The sequence below is a fragment of the Colwellia sp. BRX10-9 genome (genome assembly GCF_014077405.1).
Lineage (GTDB): Bacteria > Pseudomonadota > Gammaproteobacteria > Enterobacterales > Alteromonadaceae > Colwellia_A.
Genome location: NZ_JACGVV010000001.1, coordinates 244,240 through 264,851 on the forward strand (window position 1 = coordinate 244,240; position 20,612 = coordinate 264,851).

Consider the following 20,612-nt stretch of genomic DNA (forward strand, 5'->3'; position numbering starts at 1 on the left):
AACTTACTTTGCACGATAGCCTTATTTTAAACAGCATAATAAAAATTGGAAATACTATGAAATTTTCTCTTGGACCTAGTCAGTTTTTTTGGCCCAAAGCTGAAGTTGAAGCTTATTATCAACAAGCTAAAGATAGCGCAGCGGATATTATTTATTTAGGTGAAACAGTCTGCTCTAAACGCCGCCAGTTGCGTGCTAAAGATTGGATTGGCTTAGCAAAAGACTTGGCGTGTGATCTTGATAAAGAAATCGTTCTATCAACCATGACCCTACTTGAGTCACCTGCTGAAATCCAAACCATGCGAAAACTTTGTGATAATGGCGACCTGCTTATTGAAGCGAATGACCTTAGCGCTGTACAAATTATGCATCAGTTGAAAATGCCATTTGTTGTGGGTCCAGCAATCAATTGTTATAACTTATCAACATTGAAAGTCTTAATTAAGCAAGGGATGAGTCGTTGGGTTATGCCTGTTGAGTTATCAGGTGATTGGCTAAAAACATTATTACTACAGGCAGAGGAAGATAATGTTCGTTCACAATTTGAGTGTGAAGTCTTTGCTTGGGGTTATATGCCATTGGCTTATTCTGCTCGTTGTTTTACCGCTCGTTCTGAAGACAAAGCTAAAGACAATTGCGAGCTCTGTTGTATTAAATACCCATTAGGCAGGAAAATGAACAGTCGTGAAGGTGAACGTGTTTTTGTACTAAATGGCATACAAACAATGTCGGGCTATCAATATAACTTAATAAATGAAGTACCGAATATGGCGGAAATAGGCGTCGATATTGTCCGTATAAGTGCAGACAGTGTGAACGCCTTTACTAAAATATCTACCTTTAGAGAACAGCTTAATCAAGCTAAACATTATCCACTAAATGGTGTTGAAGAATGTAATGGTTACTGGCATAAAATTGCAGGCATGTCGTTAGCATGATATCTGATCTTATGCTGTAAATCGTAACTTTCAATACTGATAAAAAAGGGTAAGTGTTTAATGAGTTGAGCTCACTTTTTAAGCTTATAATAAAGCAATATTGATTTATTAACCTGACAAGTGCTTTTTAAAATCAGTTAAATTGATTTCGCTTACTGGCTTTTTATTTTTCTTTGTTGATTCTTACTGGCTATGAAGGATAATAGCGATACTTATAATGACTAAACACTGACCTAATTAACCATGCGTATTGATAAATTTATATGTAAGAGCACTGAACTGACCCGAAGTGAAGCGAAGAAACTGCTAAAAATGGGGGATGTTCTAGTTAATGGTGAGGTGATTAAGAACGCAGCAACACAAGTGCATGAAAATAACAGCGTTACTGTTAACGGTGAAGCGCTCACGGCGCGCACCTCTCGTTATATCATGATGCATAAACCCTTAGATACTATTTGCAGTAATATCGATGAAGTTTATCCGTCTTTACTCAATTATATTGAAGTGGATAAAGTGTTTGATCTTCACATTGCTGGACGTTTAGATGCAGATACCACAGGTTTAGTATTAGTTACCGATGATGGCCGTTGGTCGCATAATATTATTTCACCCAAAAAAAACTGCGCCAAGGTTTACCGCGTTAATTTACGTAATGCAATATTATCTGAAAAGTCAGCGGAGCTAATTGAGCGCTTTACAGCTGGCTTACAGTTACAAGGAGAAGATCAACTGACTCTGCCGGCTAAATTAGAAATACTCAATGAAAAAGAAGTATTACTGACCATCACCGAAGGTAAGTACCATCAAGTTAAGCGAATGTTTGCTGCTGTTGGCAATAAAGTGATTGGTTTACATCGCCAGCAAATCGGCGAAATTAACTTAGATGTTGAATTAGGCATGTGGCGCTACTTAACGGATGCCGAGGTAAATAGCTTTTAGTTGGCTACTTTGGTGTTGTGACCCTCACTGACTGTTATCTTTGTCTTTGCCTCGAGTAACAAAGCTATCTCAAATGAAGAAAAAGTCAGCCAAATAGCCATCACCGGAAATTTTACAGTATAAGAATGCAATAAGATATCTAGGCGTTTTTTGAGCGTTGTCCATATTAATTATCTATCAGGGCTGCAACTGATTTTTATATCTTTATGTAAAACAGTGGCTTATCTTGGCTTAATGTTTATTGGGACATAAAAAGCTGATTTAGCCACTACCACTAGTGATACAGAAACTCAGTAATCAATTGTTCTGATTAATAGTCAAGCTGATAAAGTTTTCATGGTGCTTCTCACCAAGTTAAGTGATGAAAATTTAATGCGCTTTTAAGTGGTCAGCAAGTAATGAATTAAACGTTTCCAGTGCAGTATATAATTCACTTATGCTCTCATTCAATGCCGTTATATTCTTTTCTTTTGATAGTATTTCTATCTTAGTGACTAAGTTTTGTACTTGAGATCCACCTAAGTTACCTGCTGCACCTTTAATTGAATGCAGGTTATAATTTATCTTTTGCCAATTTTCTGCCTTTATTGACTCTTGCAGTTCGAGTGTTTTTTCTTCGCTATCCTCTAGGTAACATTTTACCAATAATGTCATTTTTTTAGGGTTTCCACCCAGCCGTTTTAATAAAGAAGCTTTTTGCCAAGGGCTATCATGCTCACTTTTAGATTTTTCAATTGATTGACTACTTAAGGTGAGGTGGTCTGAATTTAAGGTATTAGTATCGAAACGCTCTTCTTTATCAGCCGTTACTCCAAGCCATAACTTTAATTTAGCTTTAACTTTATTTATTTCTATAGGTTTTGTTAAGTAGTCATCCATGCCTGCTATTAAACATTTCTCTTTATCTCCTTGCATTGCATTTGCTGTCATCGCAATGATAGGAATAACTTTATTCTTTTGGCCTGCATCTCCTTTGCGAATAAGTCGTGTTGCTTCATAGCCATCCATTTCTGGCATTTGGCAATCCATTATGACCAAAGAGTAAGGGTGGCTTTTTAATGACTCTTTTAAGCTTATCAGTGCTTCTAAGCCGTTTGCTACTGCGTCAGCTGTTAATCCTAATTCTTCTAAAACACCCAAAGCGACCATTTGGTTTATGCGATTGTCTTCAACAATTAATATTCTTATATTTTTGGCAGATGAAACGAATAATGGTTTTTTATCCTCTGTTGTTACTATTTTCATTGCATTAACATAATCATGAGTAACTAATGGTGACGCTTGCTTTAGTATTTCTCCGCCATGAGCAACTACAGATAAGGCTTTAAATAGATTTGATGTTGTTGTTGGCTTAGGGAAATAAGCACTAAAACCAATATCTGCAAAATGTTTTGCGTCACCTCTTTCACCCATAGAGGTCATCATCACGAGTTTCATTGCTTTAAATTCTTGTTGGTTTTTTAATTTTTTCGCTAAGGTTTCTCCTGACATATTAGGCATTTGCATATCAAGTATGGCAATATCAAAAAAGGGTGTGCCGGTATCTTCATATCGCTTTTTACATAGAGCCAATGCTGCATCACCGCTATCAGCTTCTTCAATATTTGCCCCCCACAGCTGTAACTGCGAGCGAAGGACATCGCGATTGGTTTTATTGTCATCAACAATTAAAATGTGCAATGCCGAAATATCTATTTCGGGTATAACTAGGGTCGAATTTTTACTTTTCTCAACTAATAAGCTAAATTCAAAACAACTACCTTCACCCATTTTATCAACTACATTAATATCGCCGTGCATTAAATTACAGAGTTTTTTCGTTATTGTTAACCCAAGCCCTGTGCCCCCATATTTACGTGTCGTCGATGAGTCTACTTGACTAAATGCTGAAAAAAGCACTTCTTTTTTATCTGCCGGAATGCCGATTCCTGTATCAGATATCCGACAATGTAATATTAATTCATCACCATAATTACTCTTTTTAGTGATGAGTTTTACAGTAATAACTATCTCTCCATGATTTGTGAACTTTATTGCATTGCCGACAAGATTCGTCAGTATTTGTCTAATTCTGCCCGGATCTGATTTGATCATCGATTCTTTTATACCCGTAAGATCTAGGATTATTTCTAAACCTTTATCTTGAGCAGGTAAGGCCATAGCTTCAGCAAAGTCACCTAATAAGTTTCTTAAATTAAAATCTAAGTATTCAAGTTCGAGTTTACCCGCATCAACTTTTGAAAAATCTAGAATGTCATTAATTAAAGTTAATAAGGAGTCAGCACTAGATTTTGCGATATTAACTCGGTGTTTTTGTTCATCATCAAGTTTACTATTAAGTAATAAACCTAGCATGCCTAATACACCGTTCATGGGGGTGCGTATTTCATGGCTCATATTTGCTAAAAACTCTGACTTTAATTTCGCGCCTTCTTCCGCTTTATTAAGTGCAGCAATTCTTTCTTGATATGAGTCATTAATATTTCGGCTAATAACCAATAAAAGTGCAATAACGAAAAGGCTGAGTAAAAGTGCAGTTACTGCGGATATGTAAGAATCATTTCGCTTTTCTACCAACAAATGGGTGAGCGTTTTTTGTATTTGTGCAGAGAGATGATTTTCAATACTTTGTAATATTAGGTTTTTATTTTTAAGCACCCCTAAGGTGTATAAAGGATCATTCTCCCATAAATGGTTTTGCAAATACTCTAATGCTTCATTGGCGGGGTCATCATTAATAATAACCAATTGGTCAATCTCTGATGCCGATTTTCCTTGCTGTCTATATTGAGAAATATCTGACAACGTTTGTTTATATTGATTCAATACAGCTGAAAAACTGTCAAGCTGATACAAGGCTTTACGATTATATTGTTTAAGCGTTCGTAACTTACTGATAAGTTGTTCTACATCACTATGAAGCGTTAAAAAAGCGATTCGATATTTTTCATCATCACGCAGTAGATAATTTTTAAATTGATGTATCAGTCCATTATAGCCTATAGAAGTTTTTAGTTGAGCGACAAGCTCCTCAGTATTCCGTTCGAGCAAAACATTTTGAAGTCGATTAGCTTCACTTATTGTTTTATTATCAAGTAATTGAATTACATGGCTTTCGTTGTCTTTAAATAGTGAAGAGACAAATATATTATTATACAGTCTTTCTTGACTATTTTGTTGGCGGATACTGAGCTTAAGTGGACGTATGTCAATGGTATTATCATTTGTTTCTTCATTTTCAAGGGTCACTGTTAAAATAGTACTATTGAGCAGGTTTAAAGATTTCAACTTCAATAAAATAAGGAAATTACTGTGCATCTTTGCAATATTTTTATTTCTTATTTGATCTGAAAATGATTGTAATTTTGATAAAAAATCATTTTTCCAATCAATATGAAAATCAATGATTTGCTGCCAAGATATATTGTTAGCATCAATCCCTTCTCTAAGAGTTATTAACGCTGACTTTAGCTCAGCAACATATTGTTGATTAAATTCGCCAACAACAATGTCTTCAGATGTCATGCTTTTCTTTATTGACAACAGCAATGTATCAACAGCGATACGGAGTACTTTCAAGTCATCTAGTGATCGAGTATTTGACGAAATTTTTGCTGATTTTTCATCAAGACTAATTAAAAAAAGCGCACTGAGTTCTAATTCTTTGTTGAGGGCATCAATGAGCTTAGCAATATTACTATCCAACGCTATTATGCTTTCAGTATTGTGTAAAATTGAAATATCTTGTTGTTTATTGTGAACAATATTTAGCATTAATGTAATAGCAATAATAAGAGGTAAGCCGGCAGAAATTATAAGCTTTTTACGAATGTTTGATTCGTCAGATGATACATCGATAATATGCTTTCTAATTAATAAATAAATAATCGGTGTAATCGATAGGCTCAGTAATATAGCGTTCAATAACGCTTCAGGTAAAAATGGAAATAAGGTTTGTATCCAAGGCAAGAACTGCATAATTAAAAATTGGGTAAAGCCAATGGCAACGAAGATAAGAATGAGAATAATTAAAATATGAGTTTGATTCTTATTCTTTGATAGGAGACTCAAGTGATATTACCGCGCCGTTAGTTAATGTCCTGAGAAGTATAGACACAATTTTAAGTCTTTCATAATAAACACTTAAAATATTTAATTTTTATGAATTTTTATTTTATATTAAACAATTCTGATGGGGTGTCATATAGCCTAGCATCAACAATTAACTGCAGCATCGTTATTTTACTTATTCACTATAAGACAAACAATTTACGTAAGGCCATATGGTCAGACAAGTCAGCTTAGCCAATTAACCACTTTACCCTGAAGCCTCTTCAAAAAATAGGAGCAACTAACTTAGATGTCGAGCTATAAAGGGGAAATGAAAAATAAGTATTAACGACTATCACCGAAGGTAAACACCATTAGCTTAAACAAATATTTGCCGGTGTTGCTAATAAAGGGTTTGGTTTAGTTCGTCAATTAACAGGTAAATTAATTGAGTATTGAAGTGGGCAAGTGGCGCTATTTAGCGAATGCTGAGGTAAATAGCTTTACTTGAATTATCAAGGTATTGTTTTCGAGTGTTGACAATATTAGGGGCTATTATCCTTGTTGATTAACAAGTCAGCATAAACCGCATAACTTGCATAACCCAACACAGGAAAGACAATAATTAATAGCGGTAGTGCTACCACTAAAGTTAAAGACGTTATCATGACTAAGGTTAGCGCCCATTTAAACATTAATTTTTTATGTTTAAATACGGTTTTAACACTGATACTTACCGCATCAACAAAATTTAACTGTTGGTGAATAATCAAGGGTATAGAAAACACACCGAGTAAAAAGCCAATCACTGCAGTTACCCAGCCGATTAAACCGCTGTAAAGTAAAAACCAAAGTAATGATTCTCTTAACGCTGGATCAGTAATGAAAGTGTGGTCTAAAGGTAAGGGCTCTATGCCAAAATACAGTCCGTAAATCACTAAAGCATCGGTTATCCAAATAAAATAACACAAGGATAGAATAAAGATTAAAAACCAAATGCCTTTATTTTTTTGTCCCTTAATCGCAATTAAGTCTTTAAATGTAGGTATTTTATTTTTTTCTAATAGACCTGCAACTTGCTGAAAACCAATAATAAGAATAGGAGCAACAATGAAAAAACCGGCGATAAAAGGAAAGATAACTAAATCGGCACCAATGCGTAATAATAACCAATAGAGTAGACCGGCGATAATGCCAAAAAAGCTGCTAAATACTATACTGATGGTTTTAGTTTTGATGAAACTTGACCAACCAAATGCTAACCATTTTTTTATTGATGGCGTGGCTTTATCCATAATACTGAGTCTTTACTTATTTATAACGATAACAGCATTTTACCTGAGCATATTTTTAAATGGCTTGCTGAAGAACATCTATTTGATTTGTATCAAAACCATGGCTGAAAATAATCGTCAGTTAGCCTAGCAGTACTATTTATATAAAAAATTAAACTTTTATTCTTAGTTGCCGATTAAATGTACAACAAGACAATTACTGATGAACGGACAAGTAAAGTGGATGTACTGACAGATTTATTGCCTGCGGCCAATCAAGTAAAAATCGCTCAATCAAAAAAAGATAAGCGCCAAGCTAATAAATATAATCGTCAAATGAACTCAGCAGCAAGTCTGCCCGATATAGCAGATGATGTTAAAAATGGAGTGGGAATAAAAAAAGTGCTTTGGACAGGACCTGAACGCCGCTCATCTGCTGATCGACGTCATTTAAAAAATAAACGCGGACGTTGGTTAGAGTCACGCGACAGAAATGATCGCCGAACGACTCAATATGCAATATCAGTGAAAATTTAATTGCGCTAAATTGTTTACTTCTTTTGTAACTGATTAAATTTTTCCATTTGCTCTGCTGTTGCTGGCAATTGATGTTTTTCTTTCCATTCGCTATAGGGCATACCATAAATTTGCTGACGAGCGGTCTCGATATCTACTTCAACACCTAACTTCTCAGCCTCAGCAACGGTCCATTTAGAAAAACAATTACGACAAAAACTCGCTAAATTCATTAACTCAATATTTTGTACATCTTTTCTACTGTCTAAGTGAGCCAGTAATCGACGAAAAACAGCAGCTTGTATTTCTATTTCTTTGTCCATATTAATCTCTTTATTTAGTTAAGTGGAGTTGACTGTTCAACTTCCTTAGTGGGTTTGTCATAAGGCAGAATACGAATAATCATACCTATATAAGGATGATCAAAATAGTGTATTTCTGTGCTTCTGACTCGTCTGTCTTGTTTAAAGTTTATCGTTTTTAAAATTGCCGATGGCTTTTGTTTATCACCAGGTAATAACTTTTGCGTTGCTTGTTCGGCTAACGACATATTCATTACATTAAGATCAGCGGTAATATGTAAATAAAAGTCAACTTCTACCTTGATAAAACCCTCTACTGTCCAATTTTGAGGAGGCTTTATTGGGGCTGCCTGCATTGTGTTAGTATTCAATATTACCGCTGTGTCGTTTATATCTTGCTCTATTTCAGCGAGTAAACTTTTTGTCTCAGTAGGTAAATTGGGTAGCTTTATCAGCAGCTCTTGTAAACGTTCTGCCATTATTTTTTCTTTTACTGTTTCATCTGACCCTTCTATTTGGGCCGAAGTATCTTTGTATAATACGCTATGCAGGGCCTCTTCTTGCCTTTGTGCTTGTTTGCGTTGCTGTTGAAATTGTTGCAATTCTTTTTGGTATTGTTCAGCAAAATTTTCACCGGCAATAACTTTCAGTGGCACAGCTAATTGTTTAGTTTTTGTCTTTTGACGCCAGCCAAAATGCAGTAATGGTTTGAAATTTCGACTGCGGGCTATTTCTTTAACAATATCGTCAAGTTGTAATGATTCTTTATTAAGTAAGTAGTCTTCATCACTATAGATATTTTCAATATTATTAATAGTAGGCGGTACTTGCTCAATATTAAAAGCGTTATAACTTTGATAAGCATAAGCATCGGTTGATTGATTAAAGTGCTGAAATTCCTCTACAGAAATAGTACAAACACCGTCGGTAAATGAGGCAGTTTCGTTGGCATAAGTTAAGGGCAAAGTTGAAAATTCAGCCGCTGCTTGCTCAAGTAACATTAAGCGTTGCGTTAATTCTTTTTCACTCATCACTTGTTTTGGTAATGGCATAGCTAAGCTGCTGTTGTCATACGCTTTTAATGAATTATTTATCGGCGCTGGGCTATCATCGATATTGTCTAAAGCCACTTGTCTATGTGTGCCATCGCTAAATTTTGATATTGATGGATCGGTTAACGACTCGTCTATCGTTTGGGCTGAAAGCGTTTGTAATTCAGCTAAGCTTTTAGCAACATAGTAAGGCTGTTCTTTTATGGCCGTTATAGCTTGCTCAAGGAGTGATTGAGCATAAGTAGGATTATCACAACGGGGTAATTGCTGTTTTAAGCTGGTGATATCAGGGTTAAGGTAGGGGCCTAACAAGTCAATAATATTTCGGTATTGGGGTAAAAGCGTATTATTTGGAAACTTCTCTTTTAATTGCGCTTTATCGCCCAGTTGACTAAACAGGATCACTTCCACTTCAAACCAGCGGTCGTCATTATCTTTATCAGCGGCACTGGTTTGTTGTGAAAATATTAAGGCTGCACAGAGCAGCGCTAAATGTTTTAAATTCATTAATCATCCAAAGAGTTATAACCTGCCTTGTTATTGTAAACTAAGGCATTGAGTCTACTCTGTTATCTTACGGTTATTTTTTTGTTTTTACTAAATCATTTAACATAGATGTCACTAAAATAAAGCGTGATTTACTGTCTTCAGTGGCAATTTTAAATTGGAGTTTATTAGCGCCAACTAATTTATAAACTTTTGGCTGTTGCTGAATAAGACCAATAATAAGCATAGGATCAACTTTTGTCTCATCGCTAAACTCAATAGAGCCACCTGCTGGACCTGCTTCGATACGAGAAACCCCTATTTTTTGGGCCTTTAAACGTAACTTCGCAATATGGACTAGATTTTTAGCAGCCTGCGGTAATAAGCCAAAACGGTCAATTAATTCTACTTGAATTTCGTCAAGTTCATTTTTATTGCCACAACTGGCGATACGTTTATAAATACTTAACCGTAAGCTGACATCAAAAATATAATCGTCTGGTAGTAACGCCGGTACCCGCAATTCAATTTCAGTTTGCTTAGCGGTCATATTTTCAAGCGAAAGCTGTTTGCCTTGCTTCAACGCTGAAACAGCTTGATCGAGCATTTCCATATAAAGGGTAAAGCCGATTTGGCTCATCGAACCACTTTGTCCCTCACCTAATAATTCACCTGCGCCACGAATTTCGAGATCGTGTGTGGCCAAGGTAAAACCAGCGCCTAAATCTTCAAGAGACGCAATAGCTTCAAGACGTTTCTTCGCATCTTTAGTAATACGTTTAACATGTGGTGTTAATAAATAAGCATAAGCTTGATGATGTGAACGACCCACTCGGCCTCGTAATTGATGGAGTTGCGCTAGACCTAAATGGTCGGCTCTGTCCATAATAATGGTATTAGCTGTTGGCACATCGATACCTGTTTCTATAATCGTTGTACAAACTAATACATTGTAACGTTGGTGATAAAAGTCGCCCATAATGCGTTCAAGTTCACGTTCGCGCATTTGCCCATGGGCGGTGGTTACTTTTGCTTCTGGCAGCAGTTTTTGAATATCTGCAGCGGTTTTATCGATAGTATCAACGTTGTTATGTAAAAAGTAAACCTGACCACCACGAAGGATTTCACGTAAAATAGATTCACGAATAAGGGCGTCGTCACGTTCGCGAACAAAGGTTTTTACCGCTAAGCGTTTTGCCGGCGGTGTGGCAATAATCGATAAGTCGCGCATGCCGCCCATCGCCATATTCAAGGTCCGAGGAATAGGGGTTGCGGTCAATGTTAAAATATCAACATTGCTGCGTAATTGTTTGATTTTTTCTTTTTGCTTTACACCAAATCTATGTTCTTCATCGACCACTAATAAACCTAGGTCTTTATATTTAATACTATTTTGCAATAACTTATGGGTGCCGATCAGAATGTCTATTTGGCCTGATTCAACATCGGCAATAACAACGTTTTGCTCTTTGGCTGTTTTAAAACGTGATAATACTTCTATAGCAACCGGTAAATTAGCAAAACGGTCGCGAAAGTTTTCATAATGTTGTTGGGCAAGCAAGGTTGTTGGCACTAAGATAGCCACTTGCTTGCCGTCGTTAACGGCAACAAAAGCGGCACGCATCGCAACTTCAGTTTTACCAAAACCGACATCTCCACAAACGAGTCTGTCCATGGCCTTATCACTGAGCATATCAGACACTACTGCTTTAATGGCTTGCTCTTGATCAAAGGTTTCTTCAAACGGGAAACTGTCTGAAAAAGCTTGATACTCAGCTTTGTCACGTTTGAATTGATAACCTTTATTACTGGCTCTGCTGGCGTATATATCGAGTAGTTCAGCCGCTACGTCACGCACTTTTTCAGCGGCCTTTTGTTTTGCTTTACTCCAAGTATCGTTACCTAATTTATGTAACGGTGCACTTTCTGCGTCGGCGCCCGAATAACGGCTAATTAAATGCAATGAGCCAACCGGTACATAAAGCTTTGATTCACCTGCGTAAATTAAAACTAGAAACTCAGTGGTTATGCCACTATTTTCAATGGTTTGTAAGCCCATGTAGCGACCAATACCATGCTCAAAATGGACAACAGGTTGTCCCATTGAAAGCTCGGCTAAGTTTTTAAAAATAGCATCCGCTTGAATAGTTTGTTGTTTGGTACGGCGGCGACTTTGTTTTATCCGCTCTCCTAAAAGTTCATCTTCGGTGATTAGGGCTATCGCGTTTTTCTTAGCGGTGCCTTTACTTTGAAAGATAAAACCACTGTTGAGGGTATTCACTGTGATGCCAAGTTTGTCCGGGCTTGCGACAAAGCTTTCAATATCGTCAAAATATTGTGGCTTGATATGGTTACGCTCTAATAACTCTAAAACGCTTTCTCGACGGCCTTGGCTTTCGGCAACAAATAAAATTTTATCTGGGGTTTCTTTGTCGCGAATAAAATTATTGATTAATTCAAAAGGCTGTTTCAGTTGATGATTAACCGTAACATCAGGTAAGGGACTGACATCAAAACGGATATGACCGGCTTTTGACTTTTCAATGTCGTCACTGTCAGTTTCTTGTAACGCGTTTATTACCGGCACTTTTTCTATTGAAATTCGGTCAAAAGGTTTTAAGGCACGATAAAACTCTTCACTATTTAAAAAGAGTTTCTTGGGGGGTAATAATGGCCGAGTCAGATCATAACGACGTTCTTCAAATCGGTAATCAATATCAAGCCAGTACTGTTCAATAGCCTTATCAATATCGCCACTGAGCATTATCCGTGTGTTTTCGCCTAAATAGTCACACAAAGTGCTCGTTTCTTCAAAGAACAAGGGGAGGTAATATTCAATACCTGCCGGCAAAATACCATCACTGACCTGATGATATATTGACTCTTTATGAATGGTGTTAGGAAATTCTTCTCGGTATTGACGACGAAATAAATTTATTGCTGCTTCGTCGGTCGGAAATTCGTGTGCGGGTAATAAATTTATTTCATCTATTTTATCACTTGAACGCTGGTTTTCAGGATCGAACAAGCGAATATCATCAATTTCATCATCAAAAAAATCTAAGCGAAACGGAGTTTTACAGCCCATAGGGAATATGTCGAGAATTGCACCACGTGCCGAGAATTCACCATGCTCCATCACTTGTTCTACGCAGCGATAACCACTGGCTTCAAGATTTTGTCGCATTTGATGTAAGTCTTTTTTATCACCTACTTTTACGATCAAACTATTCGTACGCAAATACTGCGTTGGCGCAAGGCGTTGTAATAATGTTGAAACCGGCACAATAATAATGCCACTTTTCATATTTGATAATTGGTAAAGCGTTGCTAGTCGCTGGGAAATAATATCTTGATGCGGTGAAAAGGTATCATAGGGCAATGTTTCCCAATCAGGAAATAAGCAAATAGGCAGTTGCCGCTTTTTATTTAAACTTTTTAATTCTTGCTCGAAACGCAATGCTGACTGGGTGTCATTGGTTAATAACAACATCGGAGCGTCGGCATTGAGGGCGCCATGGTATATAGCTAGCGTGTCACTACTACCTAGTAAATTAGTCCAATGCTTTTTATCAGCATGTTTGCCACGACGTTTAGTTAATACAGGTTCAAATAAGCTAGCAGTTTTACTCATGATTTCTCTATCAAATAATGATTGTTAATAAGGCGTCTAAAACAGCGCATTATCTTAACATGAGTTATGGTTAAATTTTAAGAACGAGTAAATACTTTTTTGTTTAAAAAACTATAGTGATATAATAAGGCCCAGCTTTACATTGGGTAGAGCCTGCTGTGTTTTTTGGAGAGTTTCGTGACCAATAATGATGTTTTACGTCGTTTAAGATATACCTTTAATTTTAATGATCAAAAGATGATCGACCTATTTAATTTAGCAAAGTTAACGGTAAGTCGTGAACAAATCAGTTATTGGTTGAAAAAAGAAGATGATCCACAAGTTGTTAACTGCACCGATGTTCAGCTAGCAACTTTTTTGAACGGTTTAATTATTGACAAACGTGGCGCCCGTGATGGTGAAACACCGCCAGCTGAAAAACGAATGAATAACAATCTTGTGCTCAACAAATTAAAAATAGCATTAGCGCTGCGCGCAGAAGATGTTCTCGATATGATGTCTACCTCAGGTATACGTATGACTAAACCTGAATTAAGTGCATTTTTTCGTAAGCCCGATCACAAACATTACCGCGAGTGTAAAGATCAGTTTTTGAGAAACTTTATTCAAGCCATTGATACCAAATATCATGTTAATCGTCCTGAAAAATTCACCCCAAAGCGTGAAGTTGAAACGGTAAAAAAACCTGAGTTACCAAAAAAAGACTATCAAACAGCTAAGCCTAAAGTGAGCAAAATATACATAAACCCCAATGCCACTAAAGCAACAGATAACGATGATAAACCTAAAAGAACAGTGTTAAAACTTAAGCCTTCAGATATTTATAAAAATTAGGTTTTAGGCGTGGTTATTTATATTCAGTAATTCTTGAGAATAAATTTTTCTTTGTTAATCATAAAAGTATAAATTCTACTCTAATTGAAAAGAGCTTTTACCTCGGTATAAGCTCTTTTTTATGTCTTATAAAAATAGAAAAGGTAAAGTTCCTTTTATCGTAATTACAATGCGATTTGTCGAACAGCTATTGCCAACACTATCATTTTTGATCAAGACTAGATAAAAGCATTTTAAATTCAGAACATTTACAGTTATTGCAATGTAACTATATATTCCTATAAAAAGAGATACTTATGACTTTCAAAAGTACATTACTGGTAGTGGCTATTTCTAGCTCATTACTTGCCGCTTGCACAGAACAAAAAGGTATTGATACACCACAAACAAGCTCAAAGGAAGCTGAGAAAAAAAGTGCGATTAAAGCACTGTCTGAATCAGAAAAAGCTAACCAAATATTTGATGCTATTTTTGATGAAGGTGTTGCACGAAGCCCGATGATGCAAACTTATTTAGGCATAAAAACAGATTATGATAAATGGGATGATATTTCAGAAGAAAACACGTTAAAAGAATTAGCGATTACTCATGAAAACCTCCAACGTGTTAAAGCCATCGATAGTCAAAAACTCGATGAGCAGACAATGATCAGCTATCACTTATTGGTACAAAAATTAGAAAATACAATTGCTGACCATAAGTGGCGTTTTCATAACTATCCTGTAAATCAAATGCGTGGCTTACACTCGAGTTTACCTGCATTTTTAATTAATCAGCATTCCATTAGCAATGTCAAAGAAGCACAAGATTATATTGCTCGAGTGCAGGGTGCTAAAGTACTTTTAGAACAATTAACGACACAACTAAAATTGCGTGAAGACTTAGGTATTATAGCCCCTAAGTTTGTTTTTCCTCACGTTATTCGTGACTCACAAAATATTCTTGCAGGTGCTCCATTTGAAGACGGAAAAGACAGTACGATTTTAGCTGACTTCACTAAAAAGGTGAATAAACTTGAGATCAATGCCGCTGAAAAAAGTACGCTGTTAGCAGAGGTTAATACCGCATTAATAACCAGCATAAAGCCTGGATATCAACAATTAGTCAGTTATTTAGAAACGCTAGAAAAAAAAGCAGACAATAGAGATGGCGCATGGAAATTTCCAGAAGGTGAAGCATTCTTTAATAATGCATTACAACGCACCACCACAACAGATTTAACCGCTAACCAAATTCACCAAACTGGCTTAAGTGAGGTGGCTCGAATTCACGGTGAAATGCGCGTAATTATGGAAAAGGTTGGCTTTGAAGGCGAACTTGGTGAGTTTTTTGAATTCATGCGTAATGACAAACAATTTTATTACGCTGCTGATGACGCGGGTAAACAACGTTACTTAGATGAAGCTGTTGCTTTAATTGATGATATGGAAGGACGTTTAGACAGTTTATTTTTAACCAAACCTAAAGCTAAGCTAAAGGTTAAAGCGGTTGAAGCTTTTAGAGAACAATCTTCAGGTAAAGCTTTTTATCAACAGCCTGCACCTGATGGCTCTCGTCCAGGTGTTTATTATGCCAACCTTTACGATATGCAAGCGATGCCAACTTATCAAATGGCAGCGCTTGCGTATCACGAAGGGATCCCTGGTCATCATATGCAAATAGCGATAAAACAAGAGCTAACAAATATTCCAAAATTTCGTAAATTTGGTGGTTATACCGCACACACCGAAGGTTGGGGTTTGTACTCAGAAATGATCCCGAAGGAAATTGGTTTATACCAAGACCCTTATTCTGATTTTGGTCGTTTAGCTATGGAGTTATGGAGAGCTTGTCGTTTAGTGGTTGACACCGGTATCCATACACAGAAATGGACGCGAGCTCAAGGTATTGAATATTATGTCGCAAATACGCCAAATGCTAAGTCTGACGCTGTAAAAATGGTAGAGCGCCATGTTGTTATGCCGTCACAAGCAACCGCATATAAAATTGGCATGTTAAAAATTATTGAGCTACGTGAACACGCTAAAGTCGAACTTGCTGAGAAATTTGATATTCGTGAGTTTCATGATGTGGTACTTCGTAATGGTCCAGTACCCTTAAATGTTTTAGCGCAATTAGTTGATACCTATATAGCGAATAAAAAATAGCGAATAAAAAAGCTTAAGCTAAAGTCTTATTGCAGTAAAAAATCTTTACAAAAGAGAAGTGCCGTTCGGTACTTCTCTTTTTTATGGGGATTAGGTAAATATCTATTGATGATAATCAGACGTTAATTGATTTTTCTAGGAATAAGCCGATATTTATTTAATTCTTAAGCAACTTTTACCCTTAATGCGTAAAATTTATAATTTGCCGAGATAAGCGCTATTCCCTTTGATTAACAGTTGTTATAATGCCGAAAAATAACGTAGTTTAAATTCTTTTTAGAGGTTTTGTGGATGTCGGAAGCTGAAAAACGCCCAACAAATTTTATTCGTCAAATTATCGATGCGGATCTTGAAAGTGGTAAACATTCGAGTGTACAAACTCGTTTCCCACCTGAGCCCAATGGTTTTTTACATATTGGCCATGCGAAAGCAATTTGTTTAAATTTTGGCATTGCTCAAGATTACCTAGGCTTATGTAATTTACGTTTCGATGATACCAACCCTGAAAAAGAAGACATTGATTACGTTAACTCAATTCAAGAAGACGTAAAATGGTTAGGGTTTGATTGGGCGGGTAAGGTTCATTACTCCTCTGATTACTTTGATCAATTGCATGGTTTTGCTGTTGAATTAATTGAAAAAGGCTTGGCATACGTTTGTTTCTTAAATGCGGATGAAGCACGCGAACATCGTGGTTCGCTCAAAGCGCCAGGGAAAAATAGCCCGTATCGTGATACGAGTGTCGAAGATAACTTAGCACTTTTTGCCAAAATGAAAGACGGTAAATGTAAAGAAGGCGAATGTGTTCTTCGCGCTAAAATTGATATGACATCAAGCTTTATGTGTTTGCGTGACCCGATTCTTTATCGCGTTCGTTTTGCTCATCATCATCAAACAGCCGACAAATGGTGCATTTACCCGATGTACGATTTTACCCATTGTTTATCTGATGCTATTGAAGGTATTACCCATTCACTTTGTACATTAGAATTTCAAGATAACCGTCGTTTATATGACTGGGTACTTGAAAATGTATCGATTGATGTTGTACCACATCAATATGAATTTTCACGTTTAAACCTTGAATATACGGTGATGAGTAAACGTAAACTTCATACGTTAGTTGATGAAAAGCTTGTAAATGGTTGGGACGATCCGCGTATGCCAACGATTGCTGCTTTTCGTCGTCGCGGTTACACTCCGAGCTCATTACGTGAGTTTGCTAAACGTATTGGCGTTACTAAAATGGACAATACCGTTGAAATTGGAGTTTTAGAAGCTTGTATTCGTGAAGACCTCAATGACAATGCACCTCGTGCTATGGCGGTACTTGATCCGATTAAATTGGTAATAGAAAACTATCCAGCAGATCAAGTAGAAGAATTAACAGTAAAAAATCATCCAAGTGATGATGAACAAGGTACTCGCATTGTTCCTTTCGCCGCAGAACTTTATATTGAAGCGGAAGACTTTCGTGAAGAAGCTAATAAAAAATATAAACGTTTAGTACTTGATAAAGCTGTGCGTTTACGTGGAGCTTATGTTGTTACCGCCACACGTTGTGACAAAGACAGCGAAGGCAATGTTACGACCGTTTATTGTAATTATAATGCCGATACCTTAGGTAAAAACCCTGAAGATGGTACTAAACCAAAAGGTGTTATTCATTGGGTTGCTGCTCAGCAATCTATTGATGCAGAAATTCGTTTATACGACCGTTTATTTAATGTACCAAATCCTGCTGCTGCAGAAAATTTTCAGAGTGTGATGAATGAAGATTCGTTAATTACCATTAGTCACGCTAAAGTAGAGCCATCATTGGTCAATGCTAAACCTGAACAAGCCTTTCAATTTGAACGTCAAGGTTATTTTTGTCGTGATAATAAAGACTCACAAGGTGATAAGTTAGTATTTAACCGCACGGTAGGTTTACGCGATACTTGGGCTAAAATGGGTAACTAATTACCCTGCAATTACGTTTAAAACCTTTGTTTACTGGAATTTTACCGGTATATAAAGGTTTTTTTTTATCTAAATTTATACTTTAATTTTTCATCATATAGCTTGTTTTGAATGGTATCGTAATTCTTAATATATTTAGGTGTGTGATTTTAAAGTTTAGATAACAGACGAGCTATTTTTGAAAAACTAACGAAGTTAAAAAGTCCGCTAGTGATAAATAATGCAATAGCGTTATATTTATTATTTAAACGTGATAGTTAATAAGATTTTATTAGCAAGTTAACAAAACATAGTGATAAAAATAAAGCCAGCTGATGTTAATTCAGCTGGCTTTATTTAATTTTATAGATAATAAACAGGCGTTTATTATTAACGTGTCGCTGCTTTCATTTCTTGAACAAAACGTGTTAATGCCGCTAACATTGCTTGGTTATCATCAAGATTATTTTCAATGATTTTAACCACGGCAGAACCACTTATTGCGCCAGCGGCACCGGTTGCAAGTGCTGCTTTAACTTGTTCTGGGTTAGAAATACCAAATCCTATCACGCCCGGTGAGGCATTATTTGCTTTTAGCTTTTCAATTAAATGAATAGCAGGATTAGTAGCTTCTACCGATGCACTTTTAGGCGTATCCACACCCGTTACACCCGCACGACTTAATACGTAGGTGTAGCCGTAGCTATATTTTGCAACCTGCTTTAATGTTTCTTCGCTGCCGTTAGGCGGAGCAATAAATATTGGCGCAACACCATACTTTAGTGCAGCAGCACGGAACGGGGCACTTTCACGCAAAGGTAAGTCAGCAATTAACACTGAATCAACACCAGCAGCAGCCATATCTTTATAAAAATCATCAATACCACGAGCAAAAACTAAATTTCCATAAAGTAGTAAACCGATTGGGATTTCAGGCGCGTAAGCACGAACTTTTGCTAAAATAGTTAAGCAAACATCAGTGTCTACCCCAGCGTTGAGTGCACGCAATGCCGCCATTTGAATAGTAATACCATCAGCACTTGGGTCTGAAAATGGAATACCTAATTCTAATGCATCTGCGCCAGCATCGATTAAAGCTTTGATTATTTCAAATGACTGCTCAATACTTGGATCGCCTACGGTCACAAACGGAATAAAAGCGCCTTGATTCTTTTTTGCTAATTCAGCAAAAGTTTGCTGATAACGTGTGGTCATCTGCTTGTTTGACGTTGTGTCTAAGCTCATTTTGCTTCTCCTTGAATTTTTGCTTCATTTTCAGCTTGTAACACTGTTTGCACATGCGCTAAATCTTTGTCACCGCGCCCTGATAAATTAACAAGAAATACGGTTTCCTCAGTAACCGCTTCCGCCATTTTAATCGTGTGAGCAAGGGCATGTGATGGTTCAAGTGCTGGAATAATACCTTCATTCATTGCTAACAGTTTAAAAGCTGATAACGCTTCGTCGTCATTAATAGGCACATATTGAGCTCGACCCGTATCTTTTAAAAAGGCATGTTGCGGACCAACAGCTGGGTAGTCTAGACCGGCTGAAACCGAGTACGACTCCTCTATTTGTCCTGATTTATCTTGCATAATATAAGTGTAGTTACCGTGTAACATACCTTTTGTACCGGCAACTAAAGTTGCACCATGTTGGTTGGTATTAACACCTTTGCCACCTGCTTCCACACCAATTAATTTTACACTGCTCTCTTTAATAAAATCATGGAATATACCAATGGCGTTTGAACCACCACCCACACAAGCAATGACATAATCGGGTAAGCGACCTTCTTGTTTAAGGATTTGCTGTTTAGCTTCTTCGCCAATCATTTTTTGAAATTCACGAACGATAGTTGGAAACGGGTGAGGACCTGCGGCTGTGCCTAACAAGTAATGAGCGTTTTCATAGTTTGCAGACCAGTCACGCAAAGCTTCATTAACGGCATCTTTTAAGGTGCCGGAGCCTGCAGTAACAGGGATAACTTCTGCTCCCATTAATTTCATGCGAAATACATTGGGTTGTTGACGTTCACAGTCTAATGCGCCCATATAAACTCGACATTTTAAACCTAATAGTGAACAAGCGATAGCTGTAGCTACGCCGTGTTGCCCAGCACCTGTTTCGGCAATAATTTCTGTTTTACCCATACGTTTAGCGAGTAATGCTTGGCCAAGGACTTGATTGGTTTTATGCGCGCCACCGTGTAATAAGTCTTCGCGCTTTAAGTATATTTTAGCTAATGGATTTTTACATAAATTGCGGGTTAAGGTCAGGGGGGTCGGACGTCCCGCGTAATTTGTTAGTAGGTCATTAAACTCAGTTAAAAAGCTCTCGTCTTGTTGTGAGTCAATAAATGCTTGCTCTAACTGCTCAAGGGCAGGGACTAATAATTCACCAACAAACATGCCACCAAATTCGCCAAAATAGGCTGGTAAAGTTGCTTTTACTTGGGTTGTCTCTTGTTTAATTGTTTGATCTGTCATTTTCTTTATT

The 20,612-nt window shown here is 36.9% G+C and carries 13 protein-coding genes; 6 read left to right on the forward strand and 7 right to left on the reverse strand.

Features of this window, described 5'->3' with window-relative positions; all coding sequences use genetic code 11:
* Positions 1-56: 56 nt before the first annotated feature.
* Both H4J69_RS01050 and H4J69_RS01055 read left to right on the forward strand, forming a co-directional pair.
* Positions 57-938 (forward strand): U32 family peptidase, encoded by an 882-nt coding sequence (locus H4J69_RS01050; RefSeq protein ID WP_182221558.1) that lies wholly within the window; start codon positions 57-59, stop codon positions 936-938.
* 243 nt (positions 939-1,181) lie between these two features.
* Entirely contained in the window at positions 1,182-1,877 is a 696-nt protein-coding gene (locus tag H4J69_RS01055) for a pseudouridine synthase (protein ID WP_182215698.1), read from the forward strand.
* 369 nt (positions 1,878-2,246) lie between these two features.
* On the opposite strand, the gene H4J69_RS01060 is transcribed toward H4J69_RS01055, so the two are convergent.
* Both H4J69_RS01060 and H4J69_RS01065 read right to left on the reverse strand, forming a co-directional pair.
* Complete coding sequence (locus H4J69_RS01060) at positions 2,247-5,948, reverse strand: response regulator (protein WP_182244402.1); 3,702 nt, start codon at positions 5,946-5,948, stop codon at positions 2,247-2,249.
* A gap of 524 nt (positions 5,949-6,472) precedes the next feature.
* Positions 6,473-7,222: a DUF2189 domain-containing protein gene (locus H4J69_RS01065; protein WP_182244403.1), complete on the reverse strand. Its 750-nt coding sequence runs from the start codon at positions 7,220-7,222 to the stop codon at positions 6,473-6,475.
* Between the two features lie 180 nt (positions 7,223-7,402).
* Between H4J69_RS01065 and H4J69_RS01070 the strand changes: the two genes are divergently transcribed.
* Positions 7,403-7,738, forward strand: a complete 336-nt coding sequence (locus H4J69_RS01070) for a hypothetical protein (protein WP_182244404.1) — start codon at positions 7,403-7,405, stop codon at positions 7,736-7,738.
* A 14-nt stretch (positions 7,739-7,752) separates the two neighbouring features.
* Here H4J69_RS01070 and H4J69_RS01075 read toward each other — a convergent pair whose 3' ends face one another.
* From H4J69_RS01075 to mfd, 3 genes are all read right to left on the reverse strand, one after another.
* Entirely contained in the window at positions 7,753-8,040 is a 288-nt protein-coding gene (locus tag H4J69_RS01075; RefSeq protein WP_182244405.1) for a DUF1244 domain-containing protein, read from the reverse strand.
* Between the two features lie 14 nt (positions 8,041-8,054).
* Positions 8,055-9,578, reverse strand: coding sequence for a CsiV family protein (locus H4J69_RS01080; RefSeq protein WP_182244406.1), 1,524 nt, complete (start codon positions 9,576-9,578; stop codon positions 8,055-8,057).
* A gap of 73 nt (positions 9,579-9,651) precedes the next feature.
* Positions 9,652-13,191, reverse strand: a complete 3,540-nt coding sequence (gene mfd, locus H4J69_RS01085) for a transcription-repair coupling factor (protein ID WP_182244407.1) — start codon at positions 13,189-13,191, stop codon at positions 9,652-9,654.
* Between the two features lie 177 nt (positions 13,192-13,368).
* On the opposite strand from mfd, the gene H4J69_RS01090 reads away from it, so the two are divergent.
* The 3 genes from H4J69_RS01090 (at position 13,369) to glnS (ending at position 18,134) form a co-directional block, all read left to right on the forward strand.
* Entirely contained in the window at positions 13,369-14,025 is a 657-nt protein-coding gene (locus H4J69_RS01090) for a DUF1456 family protein (protein WP_182215710.1), read from the forward strand.
* A 296-nt stretch (positions 14,026-14,321) separates the two neighbouring features.
* On the forward strand, positions 14,322-16,172 hold the full coding sequence (locus H4J69_RS01095; RefSeq protein ID WP_182244408.1) for a DUF885 family protein: 1,851 nt from the start codon (positions 14,322-14,324) through the stop codon (positions 16,170-16,172).
* Between the two features lie 291 nt (positions 16,173-16,463).
* Positions 16,464-18,134 carry a glutamine--tRNA ligase gene (gene glnS, locus H4J69_RS01100; protein ID WP_182215714.1) on the forward strand — a complete coding sequence of 557 codons (1,671 nt, stop codon included), beginning with the start codon at positions 16,464-16,466 and terminating at the stop codon, positions 18,132-18,134.
* Between the two features lie 369 nt (positions 18,135-18,503).
* Here the strand turns inward: glnS and trpA are convergent, their stop codons facing one another.
* Positions 18,504-19,358 (reverse strand): tryptophan synthase subunit alpha, encoded by an 855-nt coding sequence (gene trpA, locus H4J69_RS01105; protein ID WP_404842392.1) that lies wholly within the window; start codon positions 19,356-19,358, stop codon positions 18,504-18,506.
* The gene (gene trpB / locus H4J69_RS01110; RefSeq protein ID WP_182215716.1) at positions 19,355-20,602 is read right to left on the reverse strand and encodes a tryptophan synthase subunit beta; all 1,248 of its coding nucleotides are present in this window, start codon (positions 20,600-20,602) and stop codon (positions 19,355-19,357) included. Before trpB ends, trpA begins: the two co-directional genes overlap by 4 nt.
* Positions 20,603-20,612 lie beyond the last annotated feature (10 nt).

Bases quoted from the DNA above. Each gene is read 5' to 3' on its own strand.
- H4J69_RS01075 (WP_182244405.1), bottom strand. From the start codon at position 8,040: ATGGACAAAGAAATAGAAATACAAGCTGCTGTTTTTCGTCGATTACTG.
- trpA (WP_404842392.1), bottom strand. From the start codon at position 19,358: ATGAGCTTAGACACAACGTCAAACAAGCAGATGACCACACGTTATCAG.
- H4J69_RS01080 (WP_182244406.1), bottom strand. From the start codon at position 9,578: ATGAATTTAAAACATTTAGCGCTGCTCTGTGCAGCCTTAATATTTTCA.
- trpB (WP_182215716.1), bottom strand. From the start codon at position 20,602: ATGACAGATCAAACAATTAAACAAGAGACAACCCAAGTAAAAGCAACT.
- mfd (WP_182244407.1), bottom strand. From the start codon at position 13,191: ATGAGTAAAACTGCTAGCTTATTTGAACCTGTATTAACTAAACGTCGT.
- H4J69_RS01065 (WP_182244403.1), bottom strand. From the start codon at position 7,222: ATGGATAAAGCCACGCCATCAATAAAAAAATGGTTAGCATTTGGTTGG.
- H4J69_RS01050 (WP_182221558.1), top strand. From the start codon at position 57: ATGAAATTTTCTCTTGGACCTAGTCAGTTTTTTTGGCCCAAAGCTGAA.
- H4J69_RS01095 (WP_182244408.1), top strand. From the start codon at position 14,322: ATGACTTTCAAAAGTACATTACTGGTAGTGGCTATTTCTAGCTCATTA.
- H4J69_RS01070 (WP_182244404.1), top strand. From the start codon at position 7,403: ATGTACAACAAGACAATTACTGATGAACGGACAAGTAAAGTGGATGTA.
- glnS (WP_182215714.1), top strand. From the start codon at position 16,464: ATGTCGGAAGCTGAAAAACGCCCAACAAATTTTATTCGTCAAATTATC.
- H4J69_RS01055 (WP_182215698.1), top strand. From the start codon at position 1,182: ATGCGTATTGATAAATTTATATGTAAGAGCACTGAACTGACCCGAAGT.